We start from the raw sequence: 17713 nt of genomic DNA, 5'->3' as shown, positions 1-17713 counted from the left end.
ATGTTTCTATCTTAAAAAGTCGATTTTTTAGCGAAACCGCGTTTGCCAAACTGGTAATTTTTTAATAGGTTTTTTTGTATTCCCGAATCCAATCCAAGCAATAAATAACGTTTTCGTAATAATTTCCTTAAGCCTAAGTTTCTTTAAGCCCACCTAGTTTTTTTTTCTAATTTGATGTCCATATTTGGCTCAAACTAACTGATAAAACTCATAAAGGATCAACATGCAATTAAAAGGAAAGAGGATACTCATTACGGGTGGTACAAGGGGTATAGGTAGATGTATGGTACAGGAACTTATTGATGGTGGCGCATCCCATATTGCCATAATTGCCAGGGATAAAAAAAGTCTTAAGGAAATATCCGAAGCAAACCCTGAAGTGAAGTTTCTCCGAATTGCCGGTGATGTTGCCAATATTGACATTCTTAGGGAAGCCGCAGCACGTATCGAGGATAAATGGGGGTATTTGGATATATTGATCAACAATGCAGGTATCGTTTCGGCGGGACCTCTGGAAGAACTGCCCGATGAAGAAATTTACGACCAAGTGGCCGTTAACCTTACCGCAATATTGTTATTGACAAAATACTGCGTGCCTTTATTAAAGTCATCCGAGGATGGTGCCATCCTTAATATTTCATCTGGCCTAGGTCTTGTTGGAATGCCTTTTTATGCTGTTTATGGAAGTACCAAGGCGGCCATAAAACAATTTTCGGACTCCATGCGAAGAGAATTGGCTCCATATAACGTTTCCGTAACCTGTTCTTTTCCCACGGCCACGGCCACGGATATGATGCTGAAGTTCGAGGGAAGGGAAATGGATTCCCCTCAGCTTGTGGCCAAAAAATCCATTGAGGCCATGCTCAAGAAGGAACTACAAGTAATTTTTGGTGGTGATGGGCGCGTAAAGGATACTGAGATGAATTTTATGGATCCTAAAAAGTTTGATGCGAAAGTGGCCGAAACCTACGAGCAATTTAAGGCATCGAGCGAGGGGCACAAAGCTTTGTAGTTTACATTACCAAAAGCAGCTTTCCTAAACCTTGGGAGCTTTGTGCAAGCTTGCCACGGCCGCACCGATGATTCCTGCATGATTTTCCAGTTGCGCTGGTATAACAGGCGTCTCGATTTTTATTTTCTTCTTGAATTCCTTAAAATCCTTTGAGGCTCCGCCACCTAGAATAATAAGGTCAGGGGAGATAATTAGTTCTACATATTCCAAAAAGGTATTGAAACGCTTTCCCCATTTTTTATAGGATAGACCCTCCCTGTCCTTGGCACTACCGGCCGCCCAAAGTTCAATCTTTTTATATTTTTTGTAAGGTATTTGGCCAAGCTCAAAATTGGGAATCAATTGTCCATTGAAGAAGGCCCCGCTTCCTAGGCCAGTACCAATGGTAATCATGACCACCAAGCCTTCTTTTCCCCGTCCAACGCCATAGTTCATGGTGGCGTAACCGGCAGCGTCGGCGTCATTGATAACCGTAAAATCCAATCCGGTTTTTTTCTCCAATAGCTCTTCAACATTAACACCTAACCAGCTCGGGTCCAAGTTCCCAGGGGACTTACAGACACCTTTTTTGATGATGGTTGGAAATCCGCAGCCTACCTTGCCATTGTAGTCAAAATGTTTTACAATTGCGGCAATGACATTGGCCATGGCTTCTGGCGTTCTTGGTTTGGGTGTGGGAATACGAAACCTTTCGGTCAGCATTTCACCACTTTCAGCGTCTACCAATGCACCTTTTATTCCAGAGCCGCCTACATCAATACCAAGTAAAGTCATGTCGAAAATTTAAAAGAGATTACAAAGAAACAAAAAAGATTCCTTTGCTTGAATTTTATAACGAGGTAGGTGGTTTTACTGGTTACTAGAAAGGGGCCAAGGCCTATTTTCCGTGCGTCCGAAAATATTGACTATTCCAATAGTTTCAGACCAACAATGGTGTTGTATTCCATGTCGTTGTCCTCACCAAATTCCAAGGTAAACGTGATGTTGAACAATTTTCCCACCAGTGCCTCGTCCATCAGGTCAAAAGCCTCCGAAGCTTCTTCAGTAATGTCATGGAATTCATAGATTTCTCCTTTATCTCCCTTAAAATAGTACATACCGTCCTCATGTCTGTCATAAGTTCCGTTCACCCTTACAGTGTCCTGAACGATGTTTCCTGTAGATGTGGCGGCAAATAGTACGAAGGCTATAAGTAGTGTTTTCATAGTGCATAATTTTATTTGATTCCCATTATTATTTTTTGATTGGAACCCTATTTTTTGAGGTATTCATAATCAATGCAAATGAACTCAATTTTTTTAAATGTTCAATCTTTTCCAACTTTTTTTGTGCCAGTGATTTTATTTTAAAAATAATTGATAATCAAATACTTGTACTTAATTAAGATCGGTTCTCAAGAATCTGTCGGTTCTGTATCCTTTGTCATCCTATGTAAATTTCACTTAAATCTAGGTGTTTTTACAGATTTCGAAAGTCGGCCAGGAGGTGTGTTGGAAAGCTTATGTGGAGGCACGTTTTTTCATACACCAAAGGAAGTATCCCTTGAAATGGAATCAGCGGTACGGAACGGATTTTGGCACTTGCTTTCATTGTCTTATCAGTTTGGTAATTTATCTATGGGAAAAAAATCAACCAAATAAAAGTTGGGCTGCAATAATAACAATACATCAATAGTTTTAATCACCTTGATCAATTGCGTAAATTAATTTTATTTTTAACGTTTTATTTTCAAGGGAGTGTCATTGAACCATTCCTATATTGGAGGTTCAGACATGTGTTTTCCATTTTATAAAAAGGATTCAGTTTATGTCATTAAAAAATGCTGAAGAGCAGCGTCTCGCCGTTGGGGATAATTACAAGAATTGGAAACGATGGGGACCCTATTTGGCCGAACGCCAATGGGGAACGGTACGGGAGGATTACAGTGCCAATGGGCAGGCGTGGAATTTCGTGGATCATGACAAGGCCCGTAGCAATGCCTATAGATGGGGCGAAGAGGGGATTGGCGGATTCTGCGATTCCAGGGAAATCCTTTGTTTGGCACCGGCCTTCTGGAATGGAAAGGATGCCATTTTGAAGGAACGTTTGTTCGGTCTCACCAATGGTGAGGGCAATCATGGTGAGGATGTAAAGGAACTATATTTTCATCAAGTATCCACACCTACTCATTCCTATAACAAGTACTTGTACAAATACCCTCAAAAAAAGTTCCCTTATGCAGACCTTGTAAAGAAAAACAGATCAAGGAGCAGGGAGGAATCTGAATATGAGATCCTGGATACGAAAGCCTTTAGGAACAATACCTATTTTGATTGCTTTATTGAATATGCCAAGGCCGATGTTGGGGATATCCTAATGAAGATAACCGTTGTGAATCGGTCATCAAAAAAGGCCTCCATCCATGTACTACCACATCTATGGTTCAGGAACTTTTGGAAACACAACAAACGTTTTGATAGGCCAAGCATGAAAGCTGTTTCGGAGAATTGCGTACAGTCCAGAAGTATTAGGAACGGTCGCTATTATCTCTATCATGAAAAGGGCCAACAGCTTTTTTGCGAAAACGAGACCAACAACAAACGTATCTATAATGTGGACAATGAGGTTCCATACGTCAAGGACGGTATCAATAACCACGTAGTAAATGGAATGGATACTGTAAATCCAGAAAAGAAGGGTTCCAAATTTGCCGTTTGGCACAAATTGACCTTAAATGCCGGTGAGGAAAAATCGGTGAGGGTGCGCTTGAGCAAACGAAAATTGGATGATCCCTGGACTGGGTTCGATACTATTTTTGAGAATCGAATACGGGAATGTGAGGAGTTTTACAATGAAATATTATCAAAAAAGGACTTGCCCCAAGCACATAAGGACATTGTGGAAAGGGCATTTTCCGGATTATTATGGACTAAGCAGTTCTATTACTATGATGTCTACAAGTGGCTTTTTGGAGGACCTGGGGAACCAAAACCTTACAGGGAAAGCCCCAGAAATTTTAGTTGGCAGCATTTGACCAACAGACATGTCATTTCCATGCCGGACAAATGGGAATATCCTTGGTATGCCGCTTGGGACTTAGCCTTTCATATGGCCTCCTTTGTGGAGATAGACCCGTATTTTGCCAAGGAACAGCTCATTTTGATGTTACGGAAAAGCTACATGCATCCCAATGGGCAGATTCCCGCCTATGAATGGAATTTCAGCGATGTAAATCCGCCCGTACATTCATGGGCCGTTTGGAACGTCTACGATAAGGACAAACAAAAAACCGGAACAGGCGATATTACTTTTTTGGAAAAGGCCTTCCAGAAATTGTTAATCAATTTCACTTGGTGGGTCAATCAAAAGGATAAAAGCGGGACGGACCTTTTTGAAGGTGGTTTTTTGGGTTTGGATAATATTGGAGTCTTCGACAGGAACCATATGCCACCGGGAATTACCAGAATGCAGCAGGCAGATGCTACGAGTTGGATGGCTATGTTTACCCTCAACATGCTCAGAATGAGTTTGGAACTTTCCAAAGGCAACAAATCCTACGAAGATTTGGTAGCCAAGTTTTTCAGGCATTTTTTGAATATTGCTTGGGCCATGCACCACATAGGCAAAAAGGATATTTCGTTATGGGATGATGATGACAATTTTTACTACGATGTCGTAGAAATGGATAGCGGAATGACGAACCGTTTGAAAGTCAGGTCCTTGGTAGGTATAATTCCCTTGTTCGCCGTTGAGATCATCCATAAGGACCTTTTTGAAGAACTAAAGGAATTTAGAAGAAGGGCAGCGGACATCGTTAGAACCAGGCCAGATTTGGCCTCCCTTATATCGAACATAGAGGAGCATAACGAGGATGGCAATTACCTGTTCTCCATTATGCGGGGATTTCGGTTGGAACGTTTGCTACGGCGTTTGTTGGACGAGGATGAGTTTTTGTCAGACTATGGTATTCGATCGCTTTCAAAGTACCATGAGGAGCATCCATTTGTGTTCAAACACCATGGGCATCATCAGATTCAATATGAACCGGGTGAAAGTCGTTCCAACATGTTCGGAGGAAATTCCAATTGGCGTGGCCCAATTTGGTTGCCCTTAAATTATATGATCATACAATCCTTGCGAAAGTACTATTTGTTTTACGGGGATTCCTATCAATATGAATTCCCATTTGGGTCGGGCAGGAAGCTCAACCTAAAGCAAATTGCCAATGAGCTCAGCAAAAGGTTATTGAAGCTTTTTGAACGTAATGAGGACGGAAAGTTCCAATATCATTCCGATGATGAAAACAAGTTCTTTACCAATGACCCCCATTTTAAGGACCATCATTTGTTTTATGAGTTTTTTGATGGCGACCACGGTAAAGGCTTGGGAGCGTCACACCAAACGGGCTGGACGGCCCTTATTGCCAATTTGATCATGGAAATGGATTAGGTTTATGGATTTTATCCATGTATCGGGATGGTCTTCGTATAGTAAAAAGCGTATTCAGCGCTTTTTTTAAAAAATCATCTTTTCGGGTCAATTCCGTCTTTGAATTTGGTTTATATTCATTCCAATAATTTCAACTGTAAATGGATCTTAAGGACGGTGTAAGGACCTCGGAAAACAAAGTCTCATCAGAGGCTCGCAAATTGAGTGCATTTGTCCGTGACCGTACAAAAAACCTCGTGGACCGCTTGGAGTGCTATGAGGACATAATCAGCTTGGAAATTGGCGATACGGGCCTGAGCAGGGCCAAAACCTTGGAAAGAGAGTTTGACTTGAGGCAATTGTACATCAAATATGAAGGTGATAATCCAACGGGGACCCAAAAGGATCGCATAGCCTTCGCCCAATTGTACGATGCCTTGAGAAGGGAGTTCGATACGGTTACCTTGGCAACCTGTGGCAATTATGGGGTGGCCGTTGCCTTGGCGGCCAATCTTGCTGGGATTAATTGTAAAATATTTATTCCGGAAAGCTACCATACAGATCGTATAACGGAAATGGAGGGGTTGAAGGCGGAAATTATCCGATTGCCGGGAAGCTACGAGGACGTGGTTATGGAAAGTTCCAAGTTGGCAAAAAAAAATGACTGGTACGATGCCAATCCCGGTGGTTCCAATACACCCCTGCAGATCAGTGCCTATTCCCAATTGGCCTTGGAAATTTTTGAGGACCTGGGCGATGCTCCAAAATATTGTGCGGTTCCCGTATCCAACGGTACACTGATCGCCGGTATTTTTAGGGGCTTTGTTACCTTGTATAAAAGGGGCAAAACCTCTAGAATACCTAAAATGATAGCCGCCTCTTCCGCCAATAAAAATCCAATAGTTTACTCCTTTTTACATGGTTTTGATCATTGCAAGGATTTGAGGCCTGAGATAATCAAGGAAACCAAACTAAACGAACCTTTGATCAACTGGCATAGCTTTGACGGCGAAGAGGCACTTTATGCAATTAAGGAATCCCATGGAGGGGCCTTTAATATAAGTGATAAGAAATTGCGCGAAATGTCCACCTATTTGAGCAAGAAGGAGGGGTACAAGATTCTTCCCGCCGCTACTGCGGGATTGATTGCTTTGTTGGAACTGAATGAAAAAATGAATTTTGAGGCCGACCGTTTTGTGGCCGTACTCACTGCAAAAAATTAATTTGGAATGAAACGAATTATCGATGGAAAGGCCTTGGTTTATTGTGAAGGTGCATTTAATACGCCAAATGGAAAAACCGCCCATGGATTGGTACGCTTTACGGAGCGGTACGAGATTCTAGGGGTATTGGATACAAGATATACGGGAAAGGATGCCGGCCAAGTCTTGGATGGCAAGGACAACGGGATAAAGGTTTTTAAGGATTTGGAGGAGGCCATTGCGATCCTAGAGGCAAAGCCTGACTATTTGGTAGTGGGATTGGCCCCAGATGGCGGCCGATTACCCAAGGAGGCCAAGGCAAGTATAAAATTGGCCCTGGAGCATGGGATGAACGTAGATAGTGGCTTGCATGATTTTTTGACGAACGATCCGGAGCTGGTGGCGTTGGCAAAAAAAAATAAGGTTGAGATCCGTGATATTCGAAAGACCCCGGATCGGGACAAGCTACATTTTTTTACGGGCGAAATTGAAAAAGTGGATTGTCTCAAATTGGCCGTTTTAGGTACGGATTCCGCGCTGGGAAAAAGAACCACCGCATGGATTCTGGTGCATGCGTTCAGGGAAGCGGGAAAAAAGGCCGAAATGATCGGAACGGGTCAGACCGCTTGGATGCAGGGGGCCAAATATAGCATGGTCATGGATAGCTGTATCAATGATTTTGTTTCCGGGGAAATAGAACATGCCGTCGTAAGTGCATGGAAAAATGAGGATCCCGATGTAATTGTCATTGAAGGACAGGGAAGTTTAATGAATCCCGCATATCCCGGTGGTTTTGAAATCTTGGCTGCGGGAAGACCGGATTATGTAATCCTGCAACACGCTCCAAAAAGGTTGGAATATGACGGTTTTCCAGGGTACCGTCTCCACTCCTTGGAAGAGCAGATCAATGCAATACAGGTGATTTCTGGTAAGGAGGTCATTGCCGTTACGGTAAACCATGAGGGCATGACCAAGGCTGAGATTCCAGAAATGTGCAAACAGATTACCATGAAAACAAAGTTGCCCGCTTATGACGTATTGGAGTATGGGGCCAAGGAATTGGTAAATCTCTTAGTAGGAAAAACAAAATGAAGATTACAAGGGTAAGCTACGAGCGATTGGATCTGGCACTTTCAGTTCCCTATACGATTGCCTATGAAAAAATCGATGCGACCACAAATTTTATCCTAAAGCTCGAAACCGATGGAAATTTGGTTGGGTATGGTTGTTCCGTACCCGATGCGGAAGTTACGCACGAAACCCCTAAAGAGGTAAAAAATGCCCTGGACACCATCATAGTTCCGTATCTAAAAAATAAGGACCCTTTCACATTTGCCCTGATTCTTTCAGAATTAAGAACGCTCTTAGGAAAAAAGTCGAGCTGTTTGGCCATGGTAGATCTTGCCCTATATGATCTTTTGTCCAAAAAGGCTCAGGTTCCATTGTACAAGTTTTTGGGAGGCTATAGATCGAGCATACCCACCAGTATAACCATTGGAATCCTGAATATGGAGGAGACCGTTCTACAGGCCTACGAATATACGGCAATGGGCTTCTCGATCCTAAAAATAAAGGGCGGCTTAAATTTGGAGGAGGATATCGCCAAAATGATTCGCTTACATAAGGATTTTCCTGGGGTAAGGTTTCGTTTTGATGGAAACCAGGGCTATACCGTTCAAGAATCCATCGCTTTTGTAAAGGCCACCTCGGCCATTGGGATTGAAATATTCGAACAGCCCACCAAGCATGAATCCGATGAACATTTGGGAGAGGTCACGGGGCAAGTGGACATTCCCGTAATGGCCGATGAAAGCCTTAAAACCTTGACCGATGCCTTCAGATTGGCACAGAACGAACGGGTGGACATGGTGAACATCAAACTTCAAAAAGTTGGGGGCATCCTAACGGCGAACCATATTAGCTCCGTTGCCAAGGCCGCCAATTTGGAGGCGATGGTAGGGTGTATCGATGAATGCGGATTGGGAATTTCGGCAGGTATGCATTTTGCCCTTTCAAGGCCCAATATTGTGTATGCCGATTTGGACGGGCATCTTGATTTAATAGATGATCCTTTTAAAAATATATTTAGGTTGGAAAAAGGGGTTCTTTTTCCCTCAGCTACTTACGGACTGGGATATTCGGAATAAAAAGGCGAAGAATTAAACCGCCTTTTGAACGACCTCGAATACTTTGTTTGAGTCGCACTTGATGGTTTTTGAGGGGTATTTGAGAATGAGTGCATAATCATGGGTCGCCATTAAGATCGTGCGGCCAGATTTGTTGATTTCCTGAAGAACCTTCATGACTTCCACACTGGTTTGGGGATCTAGGTTTCCGGTAGGTTCGTCAGCCAAAATCAATTCCGGGTCGTTCAACAGGGCCCTGGCAATGGCCACACGTTGTTGTTCCCCACCCGATAGCTCATGCGGAAACTTGAAGCCCTTGGTCTTCATTCCTACTTTCTCTAAAACCTCAACCACCCGGGTATCCATTTTGGCATGATTCTTCCATCCGGTCGCCTTTAGGACGAACAGCATGTTTTGGTTGATATTTCTATCGGGGAGTAACTTAAAATCCTGAAAAACGATGCCCAGTTTTCGCCTTAGGAAAGGGATGTCGTTCTCCTTAAGTGTCTTTAAATTGAAGTCCACAATCTTTCCTTCCCCTTTTTGCAAGGGTAGGTCGCCGTAAAGGGTTTTCATAAAGCTACTTTTTCCGCTCCCCGTCTTCCCTATAAGGTATACGAATTCGCCCTTGGCCACATGTATGTTCACTTCACTGAGCACCAAGCTTTCCTTCTGAAAAATGGATGCATCCTTTAACTCTAAAACCGTCTCTTCCATAAATTCTCTGTTGATATAAAAGTAATAAGTTCCTTTTGATAACGCCGTACCCTTGAACAAATTCTTTTCTTTTGTACCCACAACCCACATACTTAGGAACAATATTTGCCGTTATCCTTTGTGTTACTACGGTAATTCAAAATAGTAAGAGAACACTATGCTTCAAAAAATCACCGCTTTTCTTCCATTGGTCATGGGAGTTTTTTGGATGGCAACCGGCCAAGAGTCAAAAATCTATACCCACGAAAACAAGGACTTTCAGGATGCACTGGCCCTTTATAACAACGAACAGTTTCAGGCCGCCCAAACGATTTTCGAAAAGGTAAAGGCTACCACTAAGGACGAGGAGATTGCCGCCAATAGTGCCTATTATGCGGCGAATGCTGCCGTACGATTGAACCAGCCCGGTGCGGACCGCATGATGGAGGAGTTTGTCGAAAACTACCCCACTTCCACTAAAAAAAATTCGGCCTTTGCAGATGTAGCGGAATACTATTTTGAAACGGGAAAATATCCATATGCCCTAAAATGGTACAACAAGGTGGACCAGAGCGCTTTGTCCAGGGGCGAAATGGACAAATTCAATTTTAATTATGGGTATTCCCTCTTTTCCTCAAGCAAGCCAAAAGAAGCGGAGCGGTATCTGGAGAAGGTGACAACTTCCCCGGTTTATGGATCCCAAGCCAAATATTATCTGGGGTATATATCCTATCAACAAGATGATTATGAGGCGGCCAATGAGCGTTTTGACCAGATTACTGATCAGAATGTATTGGAGGAAAAATTGAGTTACTATCAGGCGGATATGAACTTTAAACTGGGAAAGTTTGAGGAAGCAATCGCCTTGGCCAAGAAACAACTTCCCAAATCGGACAGAACGGAAATATCGGAACTTAATAAAATCATTGGTGAGAGTTACTTCAATCTCGGCCAGTACGAAAATGCCATCCCCTATCTACAGGAATACAAGGGAAAACGTGGTAAATGGAACAATACGGATTACTACCAATTGGGCTATTGCTATTACAAACAGGGCGACTATGCCAATGCCATTGACCAATTCAATAAGATAATCGGGGGTACCAATAGCGTATCGCAAAATGCCTATTATCACTTGGCGGAGTGCTATTTAAAACAAGATCAAAAGCAGGAGGCGTTGAATGCGTTTAGAAACGCTTCGCAAATGGATTTCAATCCAGAAATAAAAAAGGATGCCTTTCTCAACTATGCGCGATTGAGCTATGAAGTTGGGAATGCCTACGAACCCGTACCACAGGTAATCACGAATTATCTGGATGCCTATCCCAATGACGAAAACAAGGAGGAAATGCAGACCTTGTTGGTGGATTCCTTCATTACCTCCAAAAATTTTGCCGGGGCCATGGAACTGTTGGAGAGGAACCAAAATTATGCTACCAAGGAAACCTATCAGAAGGTGGCCTATTACAGGGGCATTGAATTGTATATGGAAGGGGATTACAGTGCGGCATCGGAGGTTTTGGGAAAATCCTTGGGCAGTGCAGTCAATGATTCCTTTAGGGCCAGGGCGATTTATTGGAAAGCGGAGGCGGATTATTTGCTAAATCGCTTTGATGCCGCTACAGTCGGTTTTAGGGAGTTCAAACAGAACCCTGCCTCCCGTAATGTCAGTGAAGGAAACGATGTGGACTATGATTTGGCCTATGCCTATTTTAAACAAAAGGACTATGCGAATGCCATTACCTATTTCAGCGCTTTCACAGATTCCCAAAGAGAGGATGTCCAGAAGTTGCACGATGGGTACCTACGCTTGGGCGATAGTTATTTTGCCACCAGCAAATATTGGCCCGCCATAGAAACCTACAACAAGGCCTTGGCCTTGACCGGACCGGAAAAGGATTATGCCGCCTATCAAAAGGCCATGAGCTACGGCTTTGTGGGTAGGACGGAGAGCAAAATTGAAAGCTTGGAGAATTTCGTGGCCCAATATGCACGGTCTACTTTTAAGGACGATGCCTTATTTGAATTGGGGAATACCTATGTGTCTGCAGGGCAGGATAACAAAGGTATCCAGGCCTACGACCGATTGATCAATGATTTTAAGGGGAGTTCGCTTATACCCCAAGCGCTTATGAGACAGGGGCTTGTGTACTATAATTCTGGAAGAAATAATGAGGCACTTGGTAAATTCAAATCTGTTGTAAGGGACTTTCCAAACACCCAAGAGGCCATTCAGGCAGTGTCCACGGCCAAACTGGTGTACGTGGATTTGGGTAGGGTAGATGAGTACGCCACTTGGGTAAACGGATTGGATTTTGTGGAGGTGACCGATGCAGAACTGGACAATGCCACCTTTGAATCGGCCCAAAAACAGAATATGGAGGGCAGGACTGATGCAGCTATTCGGGCCTATAAAAAGTACATACAGGAATTCCCTAACGGACTACATGCCCTGGATGCCAATTTCAGTTTGGCGCAACTATACTTTGGTGAAGGGGATAAGGATGCCGCTTTGCCGTATTATAAATATGTGGCGGACAAGACCACCAGTGAATATGCGGAGCAGGCCCTGACCCGCGTTTGCGAGGTGTATATTGGAAAGCAGGACTATGCATCCGCATTGCCGTACCTCTTAAAGTTGGAAGATCAGGCCAACATTCAACAAAACCGAACTTTTGCCCAATCGAACCTAATGAAGGGATATTACGGGCAAAAGAATTATTCCAAAACATTGGAGTATGCTGAGAAAGTTTTAGGCACGCCTAGTATAGACGACCGTATCAAGAGCGACGCCCAGATTATGATCGCGCGTTCTGCCATCGCCACGGGGAACGAATCCAAGGCAAAATCAGCCTATGCCCAAGTTTTGACCATAGCATCCGGAGCGACCGCCGCAGAGGCATTGTACTATGATGCCTATTTTAAGAACAAGGAAGGTGATTATGAATCCTCGAATATTTCAGTCCAGAAATTGGCAAAGGACTACGCCACTTACAAGGAATGGGGCGGTAAAGGGTTGGTTTTGATGGCCAAAAACTTTTATGCCTTGGGAGACTCCTACCAGGCAACATATATTCTGGATAGCGTCATTTCCAATTTTGGTCAATATCCTGAAATTGTTGCTGAGGCCCAAGGGGAGCTGGCCATTATAAAATCCAAGGAATCACAGAGAAATTCTTCAGTAGACCCAAATCAAGAATAAACACGCATAGTAATAGAACACGTATGTACAAAAGCATAAAAATAGGAATGGGATTGGCAATGTTGATGATGGCTCCATGGGCCATGTCACAGGAAGAAACCAAGGATCTAGGTACTGAAACCGTTACGGTGACCAAGGCTTATACACCAACGGTCTCCGATGCGTTCAAAATAAAATCCATGCCCAATCTCAACGATTCCATCGTACTGCAGAAAAAGAAGATCAATTATAGCATTTTTTCAGTTCCCGTTGCATCTACGTTTACACCTTCAAAAGGAACGGCGTCCCGCGTGGAACGGGTTCCGCCCCCAGAACTGTTCAATACCTACGCTTCTGCAGGTGCGGGCAATTATGGCAATGCAACGGCGGAATTTTATACTACCCGAGAAGTGGATAGGGACGCGACCTTTGATTTGGGTTTTAACCACAATTCTTCAAGGGGTTCCATAGAAGGGGTTCAATTGGACAATATTTTTGCCGATAGCCGTTTGGACGCTTCCTTTAAAAAGCGGGATCGTGATTTGGATTGGGGTGCAGATATCGCCTTGCAACATCAGTTGTACAATTGGTACGGACTCCCAGACGGCGTTTATGACGAAGCTACCGTTAACGGGATCAACGAGCGGCAAAATTACTTTATGGGCGAGGTTGGGGGCCACATCAATGTGGAGGAATCCTTTTTTAAGCGGCTGGATTTGAAATACAGAAGGTTTTGGGATTCCGTGAAATCGGGCGAGAACAGGGCCATTTTCAATACGTCATTCGAGGCACCGCTAAACGATGAGGTTTTTGCAATAGGGGCCAAGGTGGATTATGTAGCTGGGAATTTCGAAAATGCCAGCGTCAATAGCCCAACGAACGATCAAGGGATTTCATACAGCCAATTGCAGGTAGGTATCAGTCCGGTGCTGATGATGCGTAGGGATGATCTTTCGCTGAATCTGGGCGTCAATTTGTTGTACGGAATGAACTTGGAGGCCAGCGAGGGTAATTTTTATATCTATCCCGCCGTTAAGGCCTCGTATAGATTGTTGGATGAGACCGTAATTGCCTATGGTGGAGTGGAAGGGGAGCTGCGGCAAAACTCTTACTATGGTTTCGTGAAGGATAATACCTTTGTATCGCCAACGTTGACCATTGCCCCAACAGATAGCCAGTACAACGCCTACATTGGGTTGAAGGGTCAGTTATTGCCCAATTTGAGCTATAATATCAAGGGTTCATATACGGCAGAAAACAATACGCCTTTGTTCAAACTTAATGCCCAGAACAATTTCAGGGATGATGAAAAGGGCTATTACTTTGGCAATTCCTTTGAGGTCTTTTATGACGATATAAAAACCATAGGTATTTTTGGGGAATTGAATGTGGATGTAAACCGTAATTTCACATTGGGTATCAATGCCGAAGTATATGATTATAATACGGAAACGGATAATCCTGCTTGGAACCTTCCCAATTTAAAAGGATCTTTGTTCATGGACTACCAGATTGGCGAAAAATGGTTCGCCGGTGCCAACCTATTCTATGTGGGAGAAAGGGAGGACTTTTCTACGGTAGTGGTGCAAAATGTTCCCGTATCCGAGTACCCCGCAACGCTAATAAACCTGGATAGCTTTTTTGATGCCAATGCCCATTTGGGCTATCGCGTGGACAATCAACTTTCCATCTTTTTGAAAGCTGCGAACATTGCCAACAACAACTACCAGCTTTGGGCAAATTATCCCGTTCAGGGATTACAGGTTTTGGCCGGTGCTACCTATAAGTTCGATTTGTAGAAGCCGGTAGACTAAAATACGTCTTCTCCGCCCTATATTTTCTAACTTAGGGGGGTGAGGCTTAGGTTTATACATATCATGGGCATACTCCCTTCCTTTTTTTTGGTAATGGGAACCCAGTTTGTGCTTGGCCAAAACCTTGTAAAAAATCCCAGTTTTGAGCAATTTTTGAACTGTCCCAAAAAATTGGGCAACTTAAATGATGATTTGGCCGATTGGGATATGCCTACTTTGGGTTCCACGGATTATTTCAACGGATGTAGCCAGGCCATGGGAACGCCAAAGAATTTTAATGGGGAACAACCTGCCGAGTTTGGGGTGGGTTATGTGGGTTTATATTTATTCGCTCCCGATGATTACAGGGAGTATTTGCAGACGCGTCTTATTAAAAATCTCCAAAAGAACCAAAAATATAGACTTTCCTTTTATGTGAGCTTGGCAGAACGGTCGGACTTTGCTGTCAAGGAATTCGGGATTCTCTTTTCGGAAAATCCCATACAAATAGATACACGAAAGGTACTTTCAAGAATGCATTTGTCCAAAGTGACGGGTGATGTTTCCAATACATTTGAAATCAAATATTCCGACTTTTATTCGGATGACGAAGCTTGGGTGAAAGTGGAAAGTGAATTTGTGGCCAACGGAACGGAAAACTATATGATTATTGGCAATTTTAAGGATAATAAGAGAACACAGACTTTCAAGACCAAACGAAAGGCAACTGAAGGTTCGTATTACTATTTGGATATGGTCTCGTTGGTGGCCATTAGCGGTGAATCAAAGATCGGGCAATTGACAGCGGAAGGAAATTCGGAAACAAGCTACGCCATTAATGAAGTGAATACGTTCAAAAGTGTTCTTTTTGATTTTGATAGTTTTGATATCTCCCCAAATGCCAAATTTGAATTGAGGAAGATTATTTCCTACCTGAACATCAATTCCAATCTAACGATTTCAATCTCTGGCCATACCGATAAGATAGGGGAGGAATCCTATAACCTGTTGCTTTCAAAAAGGAGGGCGGGTGCCGTAGCCAAATTTCTTTTGGAAAGTGGAATCCATACTTCTAGGATCTCCCATGAAGGTTATGGCAGTTCACGTCCCCTTACTACGAACCTAAATAGCAAGGGAAGACAGGAAAACAGACGGGTGGAATTCGTGTTTACTATTAAAGATTAATAATCGGAATATTCTGTAGGATATAAAAGCCAGATATCGGCTTTGCTAACGTTGTTTTTATATTGTTGATCGTTCACAAGCTCCTGCCATTTTTCAGAACCAAAAAACGCCTTCCATACAGCGTCCCTTTTCTCCATATTTTCATAGGTGGTCATATACATTAAATTGGGCATACGGTCCCCGGAGATAACCTCGGCATAGAAAACAGCATTGGCTCCTACACTATCGAACAATTCAACTTCGCCACCTTCATTGAACATAGATACTTTGTTAATGTAAAGTGCTTCCGTAGCGGATTCATAACTTCTCAATTCATATACGCGATCCGTTCTGGGAGAGGAAACGCTACTTGGCTCCATTTTGGGCATTTCAGAAAAGGCCCGCATCAAGGTGGAACTTATTCTTTGATAGGGGGGGGTGTCATGTTTGGCCGTAATATAATCGCTACCTGCTGACAAATGTGATTTGTCCACTGCCAAGGAAGCTTCCATTTTTTCAAACTGGTCCAAGGAATTAAACGGAATCAGTACAAAGATTTTATCGGCTATCACGAATTTACCCGGACGCACCTTAAAAACACCAATGTTCTCTAAACCCATCCTTTTTAGTGCCGGCAAATAGGCATTTTTTAAATAGGCGTCCACAGCTTTTTCCTGTGCCTCGTTTTTTATGGTGTAGGTTTTAAGCTCATAAAATTCCCTTTTATAGTCCTGCGCAAAGGTGTTCCCAATACCTGTAAAAAATAGAAGTAATGTAATTCCAAGTAACACGATTTTATTTGTCATATGTATGTTGTGGTTCGTTAATATCTGGGATTAAGTTACTAATTCTATTTTGTTCAAATTAAGGTTCCAGTAAAATTTGATAGTTAAAAGGCCATATTTCCATGTATATATAAAATCAAACGAATCCTTTCCTCGCCTGATATAGTTATATGTCCAGCACAAAAAAGTTGGTGATAAATCAAAAAGTTGGAACTTGTTTGCTTTCAAAAATTGATTGGTCTTTCAATTATACCAAACATATACCTCATATTATTTGGACTTTGGCAATACTAATTAATTTGAAGGGAGTAGTTTTTCAATTTAAAATTAGTCCATTGATCATATGGCGATAAAACCGTGTAACTTTACGGAAAACAAAACATATGGATTTAAACTTGGCCGTACTTATTGACGGCGATAATATTCCTTCAGCTTATGTAAAAGAAATGATGGAGGAAATTGCAAAATATGGAAACCCTACCATTAAAAGAATATATGGGGATTGGACCAATCCAAGATTGGGAAAATGGAAAAATGTGCTACTGGAAAATGCCATTACACCCGTACAGCAGTATGGGTACACCCAAGGAAAAAATGCAACGGATTCTGCAATGATCATCGATGCTATGGATATCTTATATTCCGGAAAGGTTAATGGATTCTGCATCGTAAGCAGCGATAGCGACTTTACCAGGCTGGCCACGCGACTTAGGGAAGCTGGGATGCAGGTTTTTGGTATCGGAGAGCGAAAAACACCCAACCCGTTTATCGTGGCCTGTGATAAATTCATTTACATAGAAATACTAAAGAGTCAGTCTGAGGATACCACGAGTAATCAAAAAGACTCTAAGGAAAATAAAAGCAGTGTCGATAAAATAACCCCGAAGGATTTGAGGTTTATTGCCACCACTATTGATGATGTTGCGGACGACGATGGTTGGGCATTCTTAGGGGATGTTGGGAGTTTGTTACAGAAAAAGCAGCCAAATTTTGATTCCAGAAACTATGGCTTTCAAAAGTTGACCCCTTTGATTAACTCCATACCGCATTTTGAAATTGAGCGGCGTGAGGATTCCAAGGGCAGGAATAAATTAATCTATGTTCGAATAAAGGAAAAGAAACATAAAAAATCGAAATAGATTTATTGACTTAGGTACTTAATCCATAACGATAGAAGTAGTAAATTCGGGGAAACAAACATCAAGAACATGGAGCAAAGATTCAAGAGCATGTCCCTTTTCGACTTTATGGAGAAATTCCCGGACACGGACAGCTGCCTGTCGCATCTGGCCTGGCTAAAGTGGGACGGGGGCTACAGGTGCCCCAAATGCGGCCACGGCCACAGCT

The 17713-nt window shown here is 42.8% G+C and carries 13 protein-coding genes; 9 read left to right on the top strand and 4 right to left on the bottom strand.

Annotated elements, in window-relative coordinates; translation table 11 throughout:
- Positions 1-223 precede the first annotated feature (223 nt).
- A complete protein-coding gene (locus BFP75_RS20120; RefSeq protein ID WP_099547119.1) occupies positions 224-1012 on the top strand; it encodes an SDR family NAD(P)-dependent oxidoreductase in 789 nt (262 codons plus the stop codon).
- 24 nt (positions 1013-1036) lie between these two features.
- On the opposite strand, the gene ppgK is transcribed toward BFP75_RS20120, so the two are convergent.
- Positions 1037-1786 (bottom strand): polyphosphate--glucose phosphotransferase, encoded by a 750-nt coding sequence (ppgK, locus tag BFP75_RS20115; protein WP_099547118.1) that lies wholly within the window; start codon positions 1784-1786, stop codon positions 1037-1039.
- A 131-nt stretch (positions 1787-1917) separates the two neighbouring features.
- A complete protein-coding gene (locus BFP75_RS20110; RefSeq protein WP_099547117.1) occupies positions 1918-2217 on the bottom strand; it encodes a hypothetical protein in 300 nt (99 codons plus the stop codon).
- A 601-nt stretch (positions 2218-2818) separates the two neighbouring features.
- Between BFP75_RS20110 and BFP75_RS20105 the strand changes: the two genes are divergently transcribed.
- The 4 genes from BFP75_RS20105 (at position 2819) to BFP75_RS20090 (ending at position 8768) form a co-directional block, all read left to right on the top strand.
- Positions 2819-5440, top strand: coding sequence for an MGH1-like glycoside hydrolase domain-containing protein (locus tag BFP75_RS20105; protein WP_099547116.1), 2622 nt, complete (start codon positions 2819-2821; stop codon positions 5438-5440).
- A 140-nt stretch (positions 5441-5580) separates the two neighbouring features.
- A complete protein-coding gene (locus BFP75_RS20100) occupies positions 5581-6642 on the top strand; it encodes a pyridoxal-phosphate dependent enzyme (RefSeq protein WP_099547115.1) in 1062 nt (353 codons plus the stop codon).
- A 6-nt stretch (positions 6643-6648) separates the two neighbouring features.
- On the top strand, positions 6649-7713 hold the full coding sequence (locus tag BFP75_RS20095) for a DUF1611 domain-containing protein (RefSeq protein WP_099547114.1): 1065 nt from the start codon (positions 6649-6651) through the stop codon (positions 7711-7713).
- Positions 7710-8768: a mandelate racemase/muconate lactonizing enzyme family protein gene (locus BFP75_RS20090; RefSeq protein ID WP_099547113.1), complete on the top strand. Its 1059-nt coding sequence runs from the start codon at positions 7710-7712 to the stop codon at positions 8766-8768. The genes BFP75_RS20095 and BFP75_RS20090 overlap by 4 nt, the downstream gene beginning before the upstream one ends.
- Before the next feature lie 12 nt (positions 8769-8780).
- On the opposite strand, the gene BFP75_RS20085 is transcribed toward BFP75_RS20090, so the two are convergent.
- Positions 8781-9464, bottom strand: a complete 684-nt coding sequence (locus BFP75_RS20085; protein ID WP_099547133.1) for a cell division ATP-binding protein FtsE — start codon at positions 9462-9464, stop codon at positions 8781-8783.
- 157 nt (positions 9465-9621) lie between these two features.
- Between BFP75_RS20085 and BFP75_RS20080 the strand changes: the two genes are divergently transcribed.
- Genes BFP75_RS20080 through BFP75_RS20070 form a run of 3 tightly spaced genes read left to right on the top strand, consistent with a single transcriptional unit; the run spans position 9622 to position 15602 of the window.
- A complete protein-coding gene (locus BFP75_RS20080; protein WP_099547112.1) occupies positions 9622-12645 on the top strand; it encodes a tetratricopeptide repeat protein in 3024 nt (1007 codons plus the stop codon).
- Positions 12646-12668: 23 nt separating this feature from the next.
- On the top strand, positions 12669-14423 hold the full coding sequence (locus BFP75_RS20075) for a TonB-dependent receptor (RefSeq protein WP_099547111.1): 1755 nt from the start codon (positions 12669-12671) through the stop codon (positions 14421-14423).
- Positions 14424-14477: 54 nt separating this feature from the next.
- Positions 14478-15602 (top strand): OmpA family protein, encoded by a 1125-nt coding sequence (locus BFP75_RS20070; RefSeq protein WP_240531854.1) that lies wholly within the window; start codon positions 14478-14480, stop codon positions 15600-15602.
- On the opposite strand, the gene BFP75_RS20065 is transcribed toward BFP75_RS20070, so the two are convergent.
- Positions 15599-16387 carry an NIPSNAP family protein gene (locus BFP75_RS20065; protein ID WP_099547110.1) on the bottom strand — a complete coding sequence of 263 codons (789 nt, stop codon included), beginning with the start codon at positions 16385-16387 and terminating at the stop codon, positions 15599-15601. The genes BFP75_RS20070 and BFP75_RS20065 overlap by 4 nt on opposite strands.
- Before the next feature lie 362 nt (positions 16388-16749).
- Between BFP75_RS20065 and BFP75_RS20055 the strand changes: the two genes are divergently transcribed.
- Positions 16750-17505 (top strand): NYN domain-containing protein, encoded by a 756-nt coding sequence (locus BFP75_RS20055; protein ID WP_099547108.1) that lies wholly within the window; start codon positions 16750-16752, stop codon positions 17503-17505.
- Positions 17506-17713 lie beyond the last annotated feature (208 nt).

This window comes from Maribacter sp. 4G9, from assembly GCF_002742265.1.
Classification (GTDB): domain Bacteria; phylum Bacteroidota; class Bacteroidia; order Flavobacteriales; family Flavobacteriaceae; genus Maribacter.
Note: the sequence above shows the minus strand (reverse complement) of the source record. Positions and strands in the feature narration are given on the sequence as shown.

Excerpts from the sequence above, each read along its gene's own strand:
- BFP75_RS20120 (WP_099547119.1), top strand. The coding sequence starts at position 224 with ATGCAATTAAAAGGAAAGAGGATACTCATTACGGGTGGTACAAGGGGT.
- ppgK (WP_099547118.1), bottom strand. The coding sequence starts at position 1,786 with ATGACTTTACTTGGTATTGATGTAGGCGGCTCTGGAATAAAAGGTGCA.
- BFP75_RS20110 (WP_099547117.1), bottom strand. The coding sequence starts at position 2,217 with ATGAAAACACTACTTATAGCCTTCGTACTATTTGCCGCCACATCTACA.
- BFP75_RS20105 (WP_099547116.1), top strand. The coding sequence starts at position 2,819 with ATGTCATTAAAAAATGCTGAAGAGCAGCGTCTCGCCGTTGGGGATAAT.
- BFP75_RS20100 (WP_099547115.1), top strand. The coding sequence starts at position 5,581 with ATGGATCTTAAGGACGGTGTAAGGACCTCGGAAAACAAAGTCTCATCA.
- BFP75_RS20095 (WP_099547114.1), top strand. The coding sequence starts at position 6,649 with ATGAAACGAATTATCGATGGAAAGGCCTTGGTTTATTGTGAAGGTGCA.
- BFP75_RS20090 (WP_099547113.1), top strand. The coding sequence starts at position 7,710 with ATGAAGATTACAAGGGTAAGCTACGAGCGATTGGATCTGGCACTTTCA.
- BFP75_RS20085 (WP_099547133.1), bottom strand. The coding sequence starts at position 9,464 with ATGGAAGAGACGGTTTTAGAGTTAAAGGATGCATCCATTTTTCAGAAG.
- BFP75_RS20080 (WP_099547112.1), top strand. The coding sequence starts at position 9,622 with ATGCTTCAAAAAATCACCGCTTTTCTTCCATTGGTCATGGGAGTTTTT.
- BFP75_RS20075 (WP_099547111.1), top strand. The coding sequence starts at position 12,669 with ATGTACAAAAGCATAAAAATAGGAATGGGATTGGCAATGTTGATGATG.
- BFP75_RS20065 (WP_099547110.1), bottom strand. The coding sequence starts at position 16,387 with ATGACAAATAAAATCGTGTTACTTGGAATTACATTACTTCTATTTTTT.
- BFP75_RS20055 (WP_099547108.1), top strand. The coding sequence starts at position 16,750 with ATGGATTTAAACTTGGCCGTACTTATTGACGGCGATAATATTCCTTCA.